The sequence below is a fragment of the uncultured Haliea sp. genome (assembly GCF_963973825.1).
Lineage (GTDB): Bacteria > Pseudomonadota > Gammaproteobacteria > Pseudomonadales > Halieaceae > Haliea.
Genome location: NZ_CAXBAE010000003.1, coordinates 174774 through 191266 on the forward strand (window position 1 = coordinate 174774; position 16493 = coordinate 191266).

13 protein-coding genes are annotated in these 16493 nt (G+C 61.9%); all 13 read right to left on the reverse strand.

Going from position 1 to position 16493, the window contains the following annotated elements:
• Window positions 1–8 precede the first annotated feature (8 nt).
• Complete coding sequence (locus AACZ17_RS05575) at window positions 9–1826, reverse strand: acyl-CoA dehydrogenase (RefSeq protein ID WP_290740790.1); 1818 nt, start codon at window positions 1824–1826, stop codon at window positions 9–11.
• Between the two features lie 33 nt (window positions 1827–1859).
• Window positions 1860–3494, reverse strand: a complete 1635-nt coding sequence (locus AACZ17_RS05580; RefSeq protein ID WP_290740793.1) for an AMP-binding protein — start codon at window positions 3492–3494, stop codon at window positions 1860–1862.
• Between the two features lie 9 nt (window positions 3495–3503).
• Window positions 3504–4334: an enoyl-CoA hydratase/isomerase family protein gene (locus tag AACZ17_RS05585; RefSeq protein ID WP_290740796.1), complete on the reverse strand. Its 831-nt coding sequence runs from the start codon at window positions 4332–4334 to the stop codon at window positions 3504–3506.
• A gap of 114 nt (window positions 4335–4448) precedes the next feature.
• On the reverse strand, window positions 4449–4841 hold the full coding sequence (locus AACZ17_RS05590; RefSeq protein WP_290740799.1) for a disulfide bond formation protein B: 393 nt from the start codon (window positions 4839–4841) through the stop codon (window positions 4449–4451).
• 98 nt (window positions 4842–4939) lie between these two features.
• The gene (locus tag AACZ17_RS05595) at window positions 4940–5317 is read right to left on the reverse strand and encodes a diacylglycerol kinase (protein ID WP_290740802.1); all 378 of its coding nucleotides are present in this window, start codon (window positions 5315–5317) and stop codon (window positions 4940–4942) included.
• A gap of 24 nt (window positions 5318–5341) precedes the next feature.
• A complete protein-coding gene (locus AACZ17_RS05600; protein WP_290740805.1) occupies window positions 5342–7294 on the reverse strand; it encodes an LTA synthase family protein in 1953 nt (650 codons plus the stop codon).
• A gap of 40 nt (window positions 7295–7334) precedes the next feature.
• Complete coding sequence (locus AACZ17_RS05605; RefSeq protein WP_290740808.1) at window positions 7335–9017, reverse strand: phosphoethanolamine--lipid A transferase; 1683 nt, start codon at window positions 9015–9017, stop codon at window positions 7335–7337.
• 126 nt (window positions 9018–9143) lie between these two features.
• Window positions 9144–10424 carry a HAMP domain-containing sensor histidine kinase gene (locus AACZ17_RS05610; protein WP_290740811.1) on the reverse strand — a complete coding sequence of 427 codons (1281 nt, stop codon included), beginning with the start codon at window positions 10422–10424 and terminating at the stop codon, window positions 9144–9146.
• The gene (locus AACZ17_RS05615; RefSeq protein ID WP_290740814.1) at window positions 10414–11097 is read right to left on the reverse strand and encodes a response regulator transcription factor; all 684 of its coding nucleotides are present in this window, start codon (window positions 11095–11097) and stop codon (window positions 10414–10416) included. Before AACZ17_RS05615 ends, AACZ17_RS05610 begins: the two co-directional genes overlap by 11 nt.
• A gap of 93 nt (window positions 11098–11190) precedes the next feature.
• Window positions 11191–13020: a glutamine--fructose-6-phosphate transaminase (isomerizing) gene (glmS, locus tag AACZ17_RS05620; protein ID WP_290740817.1), complete on the reverse strand. Its 1830-nt coding sequence runs from the start codon at window positions 13018–13020 to the stop codon at window positions 11191–11193.
• 3 nt (window positions 13021–13023) lie between these two features.
• Window positions 13024–14391: a bifunctional UDP-N-acetylglucosamine diphosphorylase/glucosamine-1-phosphate N-acetyltransferase GlmU gene (glmU, locus tag AACZ17_RS05625; protein WP_290740820.1), complete on the reverse strand. Its 1368-nt coding sequence runs from the start codon at window positions 14389–14391 to the stop codon at window positions 13024–13026.
• Between the two features lie 176 nt (window positions 14392–14567).
• The gene (locus tag AACZ17_RS05630; RefSeq protein WP_290740823.1) at window positions 14568–14996 is read right to left on the reverse strand and encodes a F0F1 ATP synthase subunit epsilon; all 429 of its coding nucleotides are present in this window, start codon (window positions 14994–14996) and stop codon (window positions 14568–14570) included.
• A gap of 23 nt (window positions 14997–15019) precedes the next feature.
• Window positions 15020–16417, reverse strand: a complete 1398-nt coding sequence (gene atpD / locus AACZ17_RS05635; RefSeq protein WP_290740826.1) for a F0F1 ATP synthase subunit beta — start codon at window positions 16415–16417, stop codon at window positions 15020–15022.
• Window positions 16418–16493: the final 76 nt, after the last annotated feature.

Sequence of the window (16493 nt, forward strand, 5' to 3'; positions counted from 1 at the left end):
CCTCGCGACTAGAACCACTCGGCCGGCATACTCAGCGCTTCATCATACTGCTGCAACAGGATCTGTGTCTCATGCTGATACTTTGGCAGTTCCCAGCGCGCAAAGAATCGCGCGGCCTGCAGCTTGCCGCGGTAAAAGTGCTCCTCTTCTGTTGCCAGGGCGCCTGAGCGCAAGCTGTCGGCGGCCGCCAGTGCCTGCTTCAGCCACATCCAGGCAGCGAATACCCGCCCGAAGAAATCAAGGTACACAGCGGCGTTAGCCAATGCGGCGGTCCGATCCCGGGCAATCTCGGGCAGCAGCGCCTCGGTGACACGGGTCAATGCGGCCACCGCATCCTGCAGCGTCGCCGTGACTTCGCCAACCACCGGATCCGCGTCCTGCGCACCAACCTCCAGGTCGGCCCTGATCGCCACCATCAGGCGATTGAACACGGCGCCACCCTCAGCGCCAACCTTGCGTCCCAGCAGGTCAATGGCCTGTATGCCCTCCGTGCCTTCATGTATCGGGTTCAGCCGGTTATCCCTGTAGTACTGCTCGACCAGATGGTCCCGGGTATAACCCGCCCCGCCGAGCACCTGTATGGCGAGGTCGTTGGCGGCCAGGCAATATTTCGAGGGCCAGGACTTGATCACCGGCGTGACCAGGTCCAGTAGCGACTCAGCGGCCTCGCGGTCAGCGGCAGTGCGTGCGGAGCGACTGTCTTCAAACAGCACGCTGGCGTAGAACGTCATCGCCAGAGAAGCCTCCGCATAGGCCTTCTGGGCCAGCAGCATGCGACGCACATCCGCGTGCTCGATAATCTCGACCTGGGCGCCGCGCGGCTGCGCCTTCGCGGGCCGCGCCGTCCGACCCTGTTTGCGCTGTTTCGCGTAGAGTAGCGAGTAGTTGTAGCCCTGGTAGCCCAGCGCCGTGGCAAACAGGCCCACCGCGATCCGCGCATCGTTCATCATCTGGAACATGTGTGCCAGGCCACGGTTCAGGTCACCCAGCAAGTAGGCGACTGCGCCGTCCTTTTCACCGAAATTCAGCACCGTTGAGGTCGCGTTGCGGAAGCCCATCTTGTGCAGCAGGCCGGCCAGCGCCACGTCGTTGCGCTCGCCCAGCGAGCCATCGGCATTCACCAGCACTTTGGGGCAGATAAACAGGGAGATACCTTCCCTGCCTGTTTCCGGGCACACGGTCTTCGCCAACACCATGTGGATAATATTTTCCGTCAGGTCGTGGTCACCGCCGGAGATATACATCTTCTGCCCGAACAGGCGATAGCTGCCATCCCCCGCCGGTTTCGCCCGCGTGGTAATATCCTGCAGTGAGGACCCCTGCGCCGGTTCGGTGAGGGCCATGGTGCCCGTGAACCGTCCGCAGCGCATATGCGCGAGATAAGCCGCTTTCTGGGCATCACTGCCGAAGGTTTCCAGCAGATCGGCGGCCGCGATACACAGCAGGCAGTAGCCGGCGGTGCCCGGATTGGCGGCGTAGAAATAGGCATTGGCCGCGCGCATCACGATATAGGGCAGCTGCATGCCGCCCTCCTCAAAGTCACAGGTGGCGGCAAAGAACCCCGCGTCGGCGAAAGCAGACCATGCCTGCCGGGTTTCCGCCACCGTGGTTACCGTCTTGCCATCGAACACCGGTTCCTGCGCGTCGCCCTTGGCGTAGTGGTTGAAAAAATATTTCTCCGCTACATTCCTCGCGGTTTGCAGGGTCATGTTGATGGTTTCCCGCGTGTGCTCGCGATAGCGCTCACGCGTCAGGACCTCTGCGGTATCGAATACCTGGAATAACAGGAACTCGATGTCGCGCTCATTCAGTAGAGGGACTTGCATAGTACATCCTTGAATTGAAGCTACAGACTGCTGTTACGTGCCGCGCAGCTCCCGCCGCAGAATCTTGCCCGTGGGCGTCATCGGCAGGCTGTCGGCATACTCGATAATGTGGGGCACCTCGTGCTTCGCCAGTTTCTTTCTCACCAGGTCCTGCAGTGAGGCGGTGAGTTCCTCCGAGGGCTGCACGCCTTCGGCGAGCACCACCACCGCCTTGATGAGTTCGGTGCGGCGCTCATCCGGCACACCGACCACCGCCACAATCTTTACCGCCGGCGAGGACAGCAGTACATCCTCGATTTCAGTGGGGCCGATGCGGTAACCCGAGCTGGTGATGACATCGTCGGAACGGCCGTGGAACCAGAAATAGCCGTCCGCATCGCGGCTGCCGATATCGCCGGTGACCATCCAGTCTCCGCGAAACTTGTTCGCGGTTGCAGCCGGGTCATCGAGATAGTGCAGGAACATGGCCGGGTGAGGCCGCTGAATCGCAATCTCACCGCGCTCCCCGTCGGGCACTTCGTTGCCCTGTTCATCCACAATGGCGCACACCGCTCCGGGTGTCGGCTTGCCGAGAGAGCCGTGGCGCACCGGCATCAGTTTCGGATTGCTGCCTATCATGCCGTTGCACTCGGACTGCCCGAAGCCCTCATTGATCGTCAGGTTGAAGTGTTCATCAGCCCAGTGCGCAAGCTCGGCGCCAACCGCTTCACCTCCGGACAGCACAACGCGCAACTGCACCTGGTCGGTTTCGACACGGGCACTGGCTTCACGCATCAGCTTGAGCATGGTGGGCGTGAGCAGCGACACGGTGACCTTGTGTTCCGAGAGAATGCGGAAGGCCTCCACCGGATCGAACCCCTTCATGCTGGTGGATACGATCCTGCAGCCGTGGAAGGTGCCCACCAGGAAGATATCGGCGAAGCCGGCGACCCAGGCCCAGTCTGCCTGGGACCACAACACATCCCCGGGCTGGGGGTAATAGTCGAACAGGTACTCGAATATGGACACGTTGCCGAGCACCGCGCGGTGTGGCATCACCACCCCTTTGGGCAGGCCTGTGGTGCCCGAGGTGTAGTTGATCCAGGCCGGCTCCTCCGCGCGCGTAGCCACATTCACCCACTGGTCCGACAGCTCGCGTGTGGCAGCGTAGAATTCCAGCGGCGCGGCGGCCTCCACCTCACCCACCACCAGAATGTGTTCCAGGGTCGGGCAGTCGTCAAAAATACCCTCGATTTTGGCGTAGTTTTCCGCATCCACAATGCACAAGCGCGAGCGACTGCCATTGATACGGTGTTTCAGGGCCTCCTCACCAAACAGCACCGACGCCAGGCAGGACACAATACCCGACTTGAAGCAGGCGATGTGCGATATCGCGCATTCAGGGCGCTGCGGCAGACAGACCGTGATCCGGTCCCCGCGCACGATCCCCAGGGACGCAAACAGGTTCGCCAATCGGTTGGCGTGCTGTTGCAGGCTGCGGTAGGTCACCTGTCGCACCTGCCGGTCGGCATCCTCGAATGTGATGGCGACGCGCTGCTCGTCCGCGGCCCAGCGGTCGCAGATCGCATCCGCGATATTGAACATGTCCGGTATCGACCAGGAGAACTGTTCGCAGAGCTCGTCGTAGGTGCTGCATACCGGCAGACTGCCGTTCTTTGCGTGGCTCATAATACCCCCTCAGCTGTACAGGCGCGCGCGTTTGGCAAACGCTTCCCGCACACCCTCTTCTTCCAGGGTTTTGAAGAAGTCGGTGTAGCTGCGGTTCTGGTGATAAATGGCGTCGATGTCGGCACCGGTGCGTATGGATTGCTGCATACCCATATTTTCGAACCAGGTGTTGGAGATGCTCTTCAGGAGAATCGAATTGTCCGAGGGTGCCTTGGCAATCTTCGCGGCAACCGCCTGCACACGCGCTTCCAGCTCGTCGTGGGGCACCACTTCATTGACCAGCCCGATGCTCAGCGCTTCCTGCGCGTCGATCAGCTTGGAGGTCAGCAGCAGCTCCTTGGTCTTGCGCAGGCCAATGAGGATGGGCCAGAACATGATCGAAGGCGGAATGCCCAGGTCACAGGCGGCCGGGTGACCAAACCGCGCCCGTTCGCTGACGATGGCAAGGTCACAGACCGCGAGCAGTTCGCCGGCCCCCGACAGGCAGTCGCCCTGCACCTGCGCCACAATGGGCTTCGGGTAGCGCCAGATCCGCATCCAGTAATCCACCAGATCGTGAATATCGCGGCGATCGGCCTGGATATCGATGTTCTCGGTGTGCCCCGGGTACTGGGATGTGACCCAGTGTTCACTGCCTAGCTCGTAACCCGAGGAAAAGGCCCGGCCCTTTGAGCGGATCACAATCACCGAGACGGCCGGGTCGGAGCGCACGGAATTGAGCGCGTACTCCAGTTCCTCCAGCACCTGTGAGGACAGGGCGTTCAGGTTCTTTTCCCGGTTCAGCGTGATCGTGAATATCTTGTCCGAGGTCTCGGTCAGCAGGGTTTCCAGGGTCTTCATTACGCAGCTCCCGTTCAGGCTAATTAACAGTTGTTAGTTGGCCCGATACATTACCTGCGAGACGCCCGGAAGACCAGCCTTGCCGGCTCTGGAATGGCGCCGGAACGTTCCCCGCTACGGGATGTGACGGTCTCTCAGGCAAATGATCCACAGCTGCGCAATGAGGATGAACATCGCCGCCGCCGACAGCAGAAACGCATCCAGATAGAACGGCTCGTACCAGCTGAACTCGCCCTTGTGGATTCTCACCCAGCCACGGAAATGCTGCATCATTGCCACACCGGCACCAAAAAACCCGATGACCGAGGCAACATACTTGACGATGAAATGGCTGGAAGCCAACAGCATAAGAACGCCGAGCAGGCCAATCACGGTACGCTGCACCTGGCAGAACGGGCAGGCGTAAACCACATCCAGCCAGTCCATGGCCCAGGCACCCAGGCTGACGAGAATGGCGATAACGCCGAGTATGCGAATATTCTTCTGATAAAAGTCGTAGTGAAACATGCCAAGCCCTCCTGCAGAGGGCGCAGTGTAGCCCGCCGCGGGCGCAGGAGTACAACCCGGGCTGCGGGAACCGCGTGTTCCCCGGGCGATTGCATGTGTTAGAAAAGCAGGATCACACTCCACAGCAGGCCCACCGCGATACCGCAGATCAACACAGCCGCGGATCCCATATCCTTCGCTGCCCCACTCAAGGGGTGATACTCCAGACCAATGCGATCAACTACCGCTTCGATCGCGGAATTCAGAAGCTCCACAACGATCCACAACAACAGGCTGGCAAGCAACAGACCGGCCTCCAGCACGGAGACCTGCGACAAAAAAACAATGACCGCACCTACACAGAGCACCACACACTCCTGACGTATCGCAACCTCATGCCGAAAGGCATGGCGCAGCCCTCGAAAGGAATGCTCAAATGCCTTCAGCACTCTTGCGATGCCCGTTCGCGGTAGCGTTTCGGGATTATAGTCCGACATTTCGCAACTCCGGCAGCCAGGGCGCTAGCGCGACCGCTCGACGGTGGGTGGGTAGAGTCCGCGTCGGTACGCGAGGCTGCCCCAGAGGGCGTGCGCCAGGGCTTCACGCTCCAGTGCGGTGTTGGCAATTGGCTGCCCAAAGGTGAACCCCTCTCGCTGGAAGCGAAAGGTTTGCGGTGCCTTATCGGGTTGCAGGACCACCACCTGATCGCCGCGCCAATAAGCCTGGTTGTCACCGTACTGCATGATTGCGCGTCCTTCATAAGCGGGCGGCAACTGTGTGATATCCCGGCCCACCATCGGGTGCTCCGCCGCAATGCCCAGCAGGGAGAGCAGCGTGGGCGGCAGGTCAAGCTGGCTCAGCACTCTTGCATCACGCTGCACTGGAATGTCCTTCCCAATCAGCAAACCGGGAATTCTGAAGTGCTCCACCGGCACCAGCTGTCTGCCGAAAACCCGGTCGTCGTGGTCAGCCACCACCAGGAACAGGGTGTCATCCCAGTAGTCGCTCGCACGTGCGAGGGCAAAGAATTCGCCGAGGGCGTGATCGGCATAGCGGATCGCATTGCGCTTGGTGTTTGGCGGTTGCTCCACAGGAGTTATGGCGTTCAGCGGATAATCATAGGGCGTGTGATTGGACGAGCTGAACACCAGGCTGAAAAAGGGCTCACCGGTTGCGTGCAGACGGCTGAATTCCTCGTGCGCCTTGCGCAGCAGGTCGCCATCAGACACTCCCCAGGAACCCATGAATTCCGGGTTAGCGTAGTGCCGCCGGTCCACCACGCGCTCAAAGCCGTTGCCGAGAAAGAAACTCGCCATATTATCGAAATGGCCCTCACCACCGTAGATGAATGAGGTGTCGTAACCGCGCTCGCGCAACAGCGACGCCAGCGTGAGGAAACCCTGCTGTGACCGTGGCAATTTCACCACGCTGCGCGCCGGGGTTGGCACAAACCCGGTCACCACAGCCTCAATGCCACGGACGGAGCGTGTACCCGTGGCGTACAATTCCTCCAGCAACCAGCCCTGCGCTGCCAGCGCGTCGAACGCCGGCGTCAGGTTGTCGCCGCCCAGGGTGCCGACGTACTGCGCACCCAGACTCTCCTCCAGCACAATGACCAGATTGTGCAGGCGCGGTGCGGTCGCCGACGGTGTTTGCAGATGCCAGGTGGGGTATTCGGAAGAGAGAAATTGCGCATCAGGCAGGCCCATGGCCCGGCGCACCTCGGCAAACACCACCGCATCCGGCAGCGGCGGGTACAGCCTGGACGCATCCACCTCATTGCGCATGGCGCGTACGGCATAGGCCACGGAATACAGCGAATTCAGGGTGAGGTCGTTCAGCAGAGCATCACTGCTGAACGCGGTGAATCCGGGATTGATCGGCCGGTGCCGCAGCGTGCCACGCGCACCGAGTACCAGCAGCGGCAACAACAGTACCAACACCAGCACCCTGAGCCACCAGGTCGAAGCCACGGCGGAGGCCGGCGCAGCGCGGGTTAGTGCGCGCAGGGACAGCCACGGTGCCAGCACCAGCACGGCCAGTCCACAGAGCGTTTCCAGCAAGAACCCACCGAGCAACATCCCGAACACCTCCTGCGGGTACTGGAGGTACTCAACAAACAACCGGTTCGGGCGCAGATCGTACTGGGCTATGAACCCGGGCGTGACCGCTTCCATGAAGGCCAGCAGCGTAAAACCGAGGGCGAGCCAGACAGCAGCGCACATCGCCCGAACGCGCAGGGGCAGGATCAGCAGCATCAGCAGCGCGGGTATCATCCAGTAGCAGAGCATCACGAGATCTATACGCAGGCCGAACCCGAAGACCTTCAGTACACCGGCAGTGCCGTCGAAACGGTCGATCTGCCACAGCACAAGGCCTGCGCGACTGATGGTGGTGAGCAGCAGGCCAGCGAAAAGAAACAGCCACAAAGGCCGTAACAGGCGCTCAACCAGTGTGGGAAGGGCAATGGACATGGCAACAATACTCGGGTGTTGAACGCGACGACGTGGACGCTCAGCCCTTGTGGGCTGCAGCGCCTTCGTGGGGCGCCACGTCGAGAGAGTCATGCGCCAGCAGCCCTGGCACCCGACAGGGACGAAGCATGTCCTGCTGTGGGCGGTAGAGGCTGGTTTCTACCTGCATGAGGCCAAGGACGGCATCAAACACGTTGTCATGGGATAGCGTGTCCTGCTCAGCGCTGCGCGCCACGCAGCGCGCGTCGTAGCCCGGCGATGCCGCAAATTCGGGCGACATCCACAGCAGCATGGGAATATGGGTCTGTTCCTGCGGTGCCAGGGCATAGGGCATGCCGTGCAGGTAGAGGCCGTTTTCGCCCAGGGATTCACCGTGATCCGACACGTACAGCAAGCCTGTCTGCCACTGGGTCTGCTCGCCCAGCAATGCAATGACACGGCTCATGACATAGTCGTCGTAGTACAGGGTGTTGTCGTAGCTGTTGACGATCTGCAGGTCTGAACAGTTCTGTATGTCACTGCGCGGACAGTCGGGCGTGAAGCGCCGGAACGCGTCCGGGTAACGCTGGTTGTAGGTTGGCCCATGGCTGCCAGCCAGGTGCAGCACCACCAGTGCATCCTCGTCGCCCAGTGCCGCCAGTTGCGCCTTGAGGCCGTCGAGCAATACTTCGTCGCGGCAGTATTCCCCCTCACAGAACGGCACGCCGGGGCTGGGCTCAAAGGCCCGGGTTGGCACCCGGGCACAGACGCCCTTGCAACCACCGTCGTTTTCCAGCCAGCGTACGGCGACCCCGGCGTGCTGAATCACGTCGAGCAGATTGTCCTGGGTCTTCGCCACTCCGGGGTCGTAATCCGTGCGGTCGAGTCGTGAAAACAGGCAGGGCACGGACACCGCGGTGGCCGTACCACAGGACGACACGTGCCTGAAGGAGACCAGGCCCAGATCACGGGTGAACTGATTGGTGGGCCGCGGATAACCATTCAGCTCAAAGTTGCGTGCGCGCGCCGTTTCTCCCAGCACGAGCACCAACAGGCGTTTTTCTCGCGCCGGGTGCGCGTCTTCGATGGTGGCATCCTCACCCATCGCCTGATGTGGTCGGGGTGGAGCGAGGTAAGTGCGACTGACAAACTTGCCAGCACTGTACAGGTAGTGTGTGGGGATGATCAGCTTGTTCAGTTCGTGGTTGTTGCGTCCCAGCGAGGCGTAATCCTTGTAGTACAGCGCAGCAATACCGACGATCACCAATAGCGCCATCGACATGGTCACCAGCTTTTGCACCACCTCGCGCACCGGGCTGCGGCTGCGCAGCGGCATGGCGATGAGCAAGCCCGCGGGCACTACTCCGGTGAGCAGCCACCACAGGGCAAGGTTGCGATTGAGATAGGCGTGTACTTCACCCGGATTGGTTTCCACCAGATTGCGGATCATGTCCATATCGAACACGGTGCCGTAGTAGTACATCGCGTAGCTGACCAGCGAGGACGCGAGCAAGATGAAGACGGCAAACGGCTTTGCGAGATAGCGAAAGGTCCACACGCTGAACAGCAGGTAGAACACCGAACCGAAGAACAGCGGCAGCGAGAGCACCATACCCAGGCTCAAACCCTCCGTATGCTGCAGAATCGTGGCCAGACGCGCCGTCAGCGGGATGTTGATAACCAGCACGAAGTAGGTGGCAAGCAGCAGCGTAAACCGGCTCATTCCCAGAGGTTTCAATGTCATGCGTAGGCTCCTTGACCTGCGATCTGCTGCTGGACAGACGCAGCGAGCATCACGGTAATGGCAGGAGACTAGGGGGTGGGAGGTGACAAAAAAGTCACAGCAGCAAAACTGCGCTGCGGGTAAACGTTAAGACACCGTCACGGTGAACGTAGTGCCCCGTGGCTGGTTGGGTTGCACACTGATCTGCCAGCCCTGGTGGTCGCAGATGCGTTTGGAAATGGACAGCCCCAGGCCATAGCGTGACCCCGGACCCTGCGGAGAGCGTACACCGCGTTCAAAAATGTGCGCCGCAACGGCGGGGTCGATACCGCTGCCGGTGTCGCGCACGGCAACCGAGTGCCCGCCCACTTCGAGGGTGATGGCGCCCTGCGCGGTGTGATTGAGGGCGTTATGCAGCAGGTTATTGAGCACGGCGCCGATAAGAAACTGCGGCACGCGGACGGTTGCCCGCTCACATTGCTGATCACAGACTAGCGCAATACCTTTTTCCTCCGCGCGCCCACGCCAGAGCACCAGTGCCTCCTGGGCAGCTTCGGCCAGCGTGCAACTCGCCTCACGCAGGCATTCCTCTGGATCGCGCGCAAGCTGCAGATACAGCGCAATCTGCTGCTGCATATCATTGATCGCCCGCTGGATACGCGCCGCCACTTTCTGCTGTGCGGGGTCTTTCCCGGTGATCTCCTGCAGCAGGTCGCTGGCGGCTTGAATCGACATCATCGGCGTGCGCAGCTCATGGCTGACGTCCCCCGTAAACTGCCGCTCCCGCTCCAGCAGATCCGCCACACGGTCGGCATAGCCCTGCACAGCGCGGGCCAGGGCGCCTACTTCGTCGTTCGGATAGGCCTCCGGCCGGAAAGCCGCCAGACCGCCCTCGGGTGTGGGGTCGTCTTTCACTGCGGCGGCCAGCGTCATTACGGGGAGCAAGACCTGCGTGGCAATATAGCGAGACAGCAGGTAGCCAAGCCCGGATATCAGCAGGAAACCGACAACAATACCCGCAATGGCCAGTACTTCGTAGCGCTCGAACTCGCTCTGGTCCTGCGCCAGCACATACACCCAGGGTGCCTCATGACGCACTATCAGGCTGTAGGCGTGCGAGCCACCGAGCACCTCGAAATTCCCCTCCGGATAGTTGTGGAATGCCTCGGGCAATAATGGGTGATCAGTGCCCGGCAGCTTGTAGAACGTGCTGTCACCGTGCGGCACACTGATCGGGGTTTGCACGGCCTGGTGCTGGACGATATCGCTGTTCAGGTCACCCACCAGATGGTTGTAGAACAGCGTGCGTTCGAACCAGAACACCAGCAGGACCATGCATACCCCGCAGAGCGCGGTGAGCGAGACGATGAGCGCCATGACACTCCACTGCAGGCGCGCGCGAATGGAATAGCGAAATCTACTGGGCATCGGTGACCAGTGTGTAACCGGTGCCCGCCACATTGCGGATCATGGGGCTGTCAAAAGGCCCGTCTACGGCCTGGCGCAGGCGGTAGATATGCGACTTCAACGCGGCACTGTCCGGTGGCTCATCGCCCCACAAGGCATGATTCAGGTCTTCGTGTGACACGACATCGGGCCATTGCTTCATCAGCAGCTCGAGCAAGGCGAAACCCTTGCGATCCAGCTTGATCGGTTGCGCGCTGCGGTGAACCTGCCGCGATGCAGTGTCCAGTGACAGCTCGCCCACCCGCAACACCCGTTCGAAATTGCGCTGGGAACGTTTCAGCACGGCCTTGATGCGCTGGTGCAGCTCGGGGAGGGCAAAGGGTTTTACCAGGTAGTCATCGGCACCGGCCTCAAAACCCAGAAGCCGGTCTTCCACGGCGTCGCGCGCGGTCAACATAATCACAGGCAGCGGGTTGCGGTCACGCTCACGCAGCTCTTTGCACAAGGTAAAACCGTCCATTCCCGGCAGGCCAATATCCAACACCACCAGGTCATACGGGTGCGCCTGGATGAGCGCGCGAGCGGCCTGGCCATTTTCAATGGCATCAACCTCAAAACCCTTGATTTCCAGGTAGTCAACGACGCTGGCGAGGATGTCGCGGTTGTCTTCGACAATCAGGAGCCGGTCGGCCATGCATGCCTCTCAGTGGAGCAAACGTGTCTGCAGCGTTGCTGAAACACGGGACAAGGTCAAGCCGCCGCTCGCGCCCGGTCTGGCGTGCGCGGTCTACTCCACCGTCACCGACTTCGCCAGATTCCGCGGTTTGTCCACATCGGTGCCCTTCTGCACGGCCACATGGTAGGCCAGCAGCTGCAGGGCGACGGTGTACACGATGGGCTTCAGCACCTCCGGGCAACTCGGCAGCGCGATCACATGCACCCGGGGCTCCTCGGCAAAGTGTGCTGCATTGTCGGCGAAGACATACAGCTCTGCGCCCCGAGAGCGCACTTCTTCCAGGTTGGACTTGAGCTTTTCCATCAGGGCATCGCCCGGCGCCACGGCAATCACCGGCATGTCGGCGTCCACCAGCGCCAGGGGGCCGTGCTTGAGCTCTCCAGCCGGGTAGGCTTCCGCGTGTATGTAGGAGATTTCCTTGAGCTTCAGCGCGCCCTCCAGGGCAATCGGGTACTGGATGCCGCGGCCCAGGAACAGCGCGTGGTGCTTCATGATCAGGGCCGTTGCCATGTGCTTGATGACCGGGTCCAGGCGCAGGGTTTGCTCCACATAATCGGGCAGCTTGTGCAGCGCGGACACCAGCTCGCTGGCCGCTTCCGCGGGCAGGCCATGGCGCTTGCCCAGCACCAGCGTCAACATCAGGAAGGCCGCCAGCTGTGTGGTGAAGGCCTTGGTGGACGCCACGCCGATTTCTGCGCCGGCGCGGGTGAGAAACACCAGGTCGGATTCACGCACCAAGGAACTGTGGTCCACATTGGCGATGACCAGGCTCCCGAGATAGGCATCTTCCGTGGCGTCGCGCAGGGCGGCGAGGGTATCCGCCGTTTCGCCGGACTGCGACACGGTCACCAGCAGGGTGCCCGGCAGGGGAACCCGCTTGCGGTAGCGGAACTCGGAGGCCACCTCCACGGTACAGGGAAGCCCGGCGAGCTCTTCCAGCCAGTAGCGGGCAACCATCCCCGCATGGTAGCTGGTACCACAGGCAACAATCTGCACGGCACGCACCTGGTCGAACAGTGCCGCTGCATCCGCCCCGAAAACGCTGTCGTCGATGTCGCGGGTACCCGCCACGGGAATGGTGTTGGCCAGTGCACGCGGTTGCTCATGGATTTCCTTGAGCATGTAGTGCTCGTAGTCACCCAGCCCGGTGCTTTCTTCCAGCGCGGAGATCTGCGTCATGCGGCGCTCGACCGGTTCCCCCGCTGAAGTAAAGATCTGTAGCGAGGTTGGCGTGATGCGCACCACGTCGCCTTCCTCGAGGTAGACGAAGCGGTCGGTCACCTGGCGCAGGGCCAGCTGGTCGGACGCCAGGAAGTACTCACCGATCCCCACGCCCACCACCAGCGGGCTGCCCTCCCGTGTACCCACCACTTCATCCGGGTGTTGCGTGTCCACAGCGGCGAGCGCATAGGCACCCTGCAGCCGCGGTACCACCGCGTGAAAGGCCTCCAGCAAGGTGCTGCCCTGGCTGAGCTGCTGGTGCAGGAGATGGACTATCACTTCGGTGTCGGTACCCGACTGGAAACTGTAGCCCTGCGCCTGCAGTTCCTTGCGCAGGGCTTCGTGGTTCTCGATGATGCCGTTGTGCACCACCGCCACACGCTCCCCGGAAATATGCGGGTGCGCGTTGGCCGCCGAGGGAACCCCGTGCGTTGCCCAGCGCGTGTGGGCGATGCCGACGCAGCCGTACTTCGGGTCCATGGCCTGGGCCTGCTCGAGCTCGGCCACCTTGCCCTGGCGCTTGTGCAGCAACAGATTGTGCTCGTTGTCCACCAACGCCATGCCGGCTGAATCGTAGCCGCGGTACTCCAGCCGCCGCAGCCCCTCGAGCAAGATCTCCGACACTTCACGCCGCGCCGCCGCCGCTACTATTCCACACATGATTCAGTCCTTGTTCACTTTGCCGGGCCGTTTCCAGCCGGAAATATTCCGCTGTTTGCCGCGTGCCACCGCCAGCTCAGCCTCGGGCACCGCGCGGGTAATGGTCGAGCCCGCGGCCACAAAGCCACCGGACCCAATCTCCACAGGTGCTACCAGTGTCGCGTTGGAACCGACAAAGGCGCCATCCCCGATCCGGGTAATATGCTTGTTGACGCCATCGTAATTGCAGGTGATGGTGCCCGCACCGATGTTGGCGCCCTCACCCATCTCACAATCGCCAATATAGGAGAGGTGGTTCACCTTGCTGCCGGCGCCGATGCGCGCTTTCTTGGTTTCCACGAAGTTGCCGACGCGTGCACCCTGCGCCAGCGCGGTGCCCGGGCGCAACCTTGCGTAGGGGCCGACAGTGCAGTCGTCTGCAACCGTGGCTTTTTCCAGATGGCTCATGGCGCGTACTTCGGTGCCGGCCCCGATGCGGCTTGCGGTAATCACGCAGTTGGGGCCGATGTGTACACCGTCCTCCAGAATCACCTCACCGGCAAACACACAGTTCACATCAATAAAGACGTCTCGCCCACAGCGCAGGTTACCGCGGATGTCGATGCGCGCGGGGTCTGCGAGACGCACACCCGCTGTCATCAACGCTTCGGCACGTTGTCGCTGCAGCTCGCGCTCCAGGCGGCTCAGCTGCAGCTGATCGTTGACGCCGAGCACCGCCAGCGGATCGGCGACGGTCGCCGTGCGCACTGCGATGCCCTCTGCAACCGACAGTGACAGCACATCGGGCAGGTAGTATTCCCGTTGCTGGTTGCTGTTACCGACCTGCGGCAGAAAACGCCTGAAGAGGCTCGCCGGTGCGGCCAGGATGCCCGTGTTGACTTCCTGCACTGCGAGCTCGTCGGTGGCGGCATCCTTGTGCTCGACCACGGCACGGAACACACTGTGGCCATCGCGCAGGACACGGCCGTAGCCTGTCGGGTCATCCAGCACCGCGGTCAGCAGCGCGGGAGCGTCCTGCGCGGCCTCCACCAGCGTCTGCAAGACGTCGGGCGCCACCAGCGGCACATCGCCGTACAACACCAGCACCGTGCTCTCATCGCGCACCCCCGGCAAGGCCTGGAGCACCGCGTGCCCGGTACCGAGCTGCTCGGCCTGCTCCACCCAGCGCAAGCCACTGCCGTCCATCGCCGCGCGGACTGCGTCCGCGCCGTGCCCGACTACCACGTGGATTGCGCTGGGCTCGAGGCTGCGCGCGGCGTCCACCACGTGCTGCAACAGCGGCTTGCCCCCCAACGGGTGCAGGACTTTCGGCGTACTGGAGCGCATGCGCGACCCCTGGCCGGCAGCCAGAATGATTACTTCCAGAGTCATAGCGAAATCCCTTTGTTATTGCCGGCGCAAGCAACGTCGGGCGCGGCTGCGCTGTACTGTCAGACAGCTAGCATGTTAACGCGGGGGAAAATGGAAACAACCGGATTGTTCAGGCAGTGGTAAAAAGTGTGACGTGGAACAAAAAGGCCCTGGTGAACAGGGCCCTGGAAGGTGGTTCAGCCGCGCCCGGCGCGGTTACGCATCTTGCGCAGTACGGCCAGCTGGGCGGCGGCTTCCGCAAGCTGCGCGGATGCGCGGCCGTAGTCGAAATCGCCCGACTGGTTGGTGAGGGTGTGCAGGGCTTCGCGACGCGCTTCCTCGGCGGCAGCCTCGTCGACATCGCCGGCACGCAGGGCCGTATCTGCGAGGATGGACACCACGCCCGGCTGCACTTCAATGAAGCCGCCGGAAACGTAATACACTTCCTCGTCACCGCCCTGCTTGACGATGCGGATCGGCCCGGGGATCAGCGAGGACAGCAGCGGCGCGTGGCCGTAGGTCACGCCCATCTCACCCAGCTCGGCGGTCGCCACCAGCATTTCCACCAGCCCGGAGAAAATTTCTTCCTCCGCGCTGACGATGTCGCAGTGAATTGTCATTGCCATCTCCAGCCCCTCGTTCGCAAACCTTACAGCTTGTTCGCTTTCTCAATCGCTTCGTCGATGCTGCCGACCATGTAGAAGGCCTGCTCGGGCAGGTGGTCGTACTCACCCGCCAGAATCCCCTTGAAGCCCGCAATGGTGTCCTTCAGGGAAACGTATTTGCCGGGTGCACCGGTAAACACTTCCGCGACGTGGAAGGGCTGGGACAGGAAGCGCTCGATTTTCCGCGCGCGGGCAACCGTCTGCTTGTCTTCTTCAGACAGCTCGTCCATACCGAGGATGGCGATGATGTCTTTCAGCTCCTTGTAGCGCTGCAGCACCGTCTGCACGCCCCGAGCCACGTCGTAGTGCTCCTGACCGATCACCAGCGGGTCGAGCTGGCGGCTGGTGGAGTCCAGCGGGTCAACCGCCGGGTAAATACCCTTGGCGGCGATATCCCGTGACAATACCACGGTGGAGTCAAGGTGGGCGAAGGTGGTCGCCGGTGACGGGTCGGTCAGGTCGTCCGCAGGCACGTAAACCGCCTGGATTGAGGTAATAGAGCCGGTCTTGGTGGAGGTGATGCGCTCCTGCAACACGCCCATTTCCTCGGCCAGCGTGGGCTGGTAACCCACCGCAGAGGGCATACGGCCAAGCAGTGCCGACACCTCGGTTCCCGCCAGTGTGTAGCGGTAGATGTTGTCGACGAACAGCAGTACGTCACGCCCTTCGTCACGGAATTTTTCCGCCATGGTCAGGCCGGTCAGGGCCACACGCAGACGGTTGCCGGGCGGCTCATTCATCTGGCCGTAGACCATCGCCACCTTGGACTTGGGGAAGTCCTTGACGTTGACCACGCCCGCTTCCTGCATTTCGTGGTAGAAGTCGTTACCTTCCCGGGTACGTTCACCCACACCGGCAAACACGGACAGGCCGGAGTGTTCGGTAGCGATGTTGTTAATCAGCTCCATCATGTTCACGGTCTTGCCCACGCCGGCGCCGCCGAACAGGCCAACCTTGCCGCCTTTCGCGAAGGGGCAGACCAGGTCGATTACCTTGATCCCGGTTTCGAGGAGTTCCTCTGAGGCCGCCAGCTCATCGTAGGCAGGCGCTTTGCGGTGGATGGAGGCGCGCTCCTGTTCACCGATGGGGCCGCATTCGTCGATCGGGTTGCCGAGCACGTCCATGATCCGGCCGAGCGTTTCTACGCCAACCGGCACGGCGATGGGGCCACCGGTGTTTTCCACCGCCAGATCGCGGCTCACACCTTCGGAGGAGCCCATGGCAATGGTGCGCACAACGCCATCGCCCAGCTGCTGCTGGACTTCCAGGGTCAGGCCTTTTTCGGTAACCAACAGTGCATCGTAGACCTTGGGTACGTCTTCACGTGGAAACTCCACGTCGATGACGGCACCGATAATTTGTACGATTCGTCCGCTGCTCATGTCCGGATCCTCTGCATCAAAGTTCAATTCTGGGTGGCAGCGCAGGAACAGCCCGGCGCTACCGAATAGGTTAGGT

What these genes read in the sequence shown, in the direction of transcription:
- AACZ17_RS05575 (WP_290740790.1), bottom strand. Translation starts at nt 1,826, where the DNA reads ATGCAAGTCCCTCTACTGAATGAGCGCGACATCGAGTTCCTGTTATTC.
- AACZ17_RS05580 (WP_290740793.1), bottom strand. Translation starts at nt 3,494, where the DNA reads ATGAGCCACGCAAAGAACGGCAGTCTGCCGGTATGCAGCACCTACGAC.
- AACZ17_RS05585 (WP_290740796.1), bottom strand. Translation starts at nt 4,334, where the DNA reads ATGAAGACCCTGGAAACCCTGCTGACCGAGACCTCGGACAAGATATTC.
- AACZ17_RS05590 (WP_290740799.1), bottom strand. Translation starts at nt 4,841, where the DNA reads ATGTTTCACTACGACTTTTATCAGAAGAATATTCGCATACTCGGCGTT.
- AACZ17_RS05595 (WP_290740802.1), bottom strand. Translation starts at nt 5,317, where the DNA reads ATGTCGGACTATAATCCCGAAACGCTACCGCGAACGGGCATCGCAAGA.
- AACZ17_RS05600 (WP_290740805.1), bottom strand. Translation starts at nt 7,294, where the DNA reads ATGTCCATTGCCCTTCCCACACTGGTTGAGCGCCTGTTACGGCCTTTG.
- AACZ17_RS05605 (WP_290740808.1), bottom strand. Translation starts at nt 9,017, where the DNA reads ATGACATTGAAACCTCTGGGAATGAGCCGGTTTACGCTGCTGCTTGCC.
- AACZ17_RS05610 (WP_290740811.1), bottom strand. Translation starts at nt 10,424, where the DNA reads ATGCCCAGTAGATTTCGCTATTCCATTCGCGCGCGCCTGCAGTGGAGT.
- AACZ17_RS05615 (WP_290740814.1), bottom strand. Translation starts at nt 11,097, where the DNA reads ATGGCCGACCGGCTCCTGATTGTCGAAGACAACCGCGACATCCTCGCC.
- glmS (WP_290740817.1), bottom strand. Translation starts at nt 13,020, where the DNA reads ATGTGTGGAATAGTAGCGGCGGCGGCGCGGCGTGAAGTGTCGGAGATC.
- glmU (WP_290740820.1), bottom strand. Translation starts at nt 14,391, where the DNA reads ATGACTCTGGAAGTAATCATTCTGGCTGCCGGCCAGGGGTCGCGCATG.
- AACZ17_RS05630 (WP_290740823.1), bottom strand. Translation starts at nt 14,996, where the DNA reads ATGGCAATGACAATTCACTGCGACATCGTCAGCGCGGAGGAAGAAATT.
- atpD (WP_290740826.1), bottom strand. Translation starts at nt 16,417, where the DNA reads ATGAGCAGCGGACGAATCGTACAAATTATCGGTGCCGTCATCGACGTG.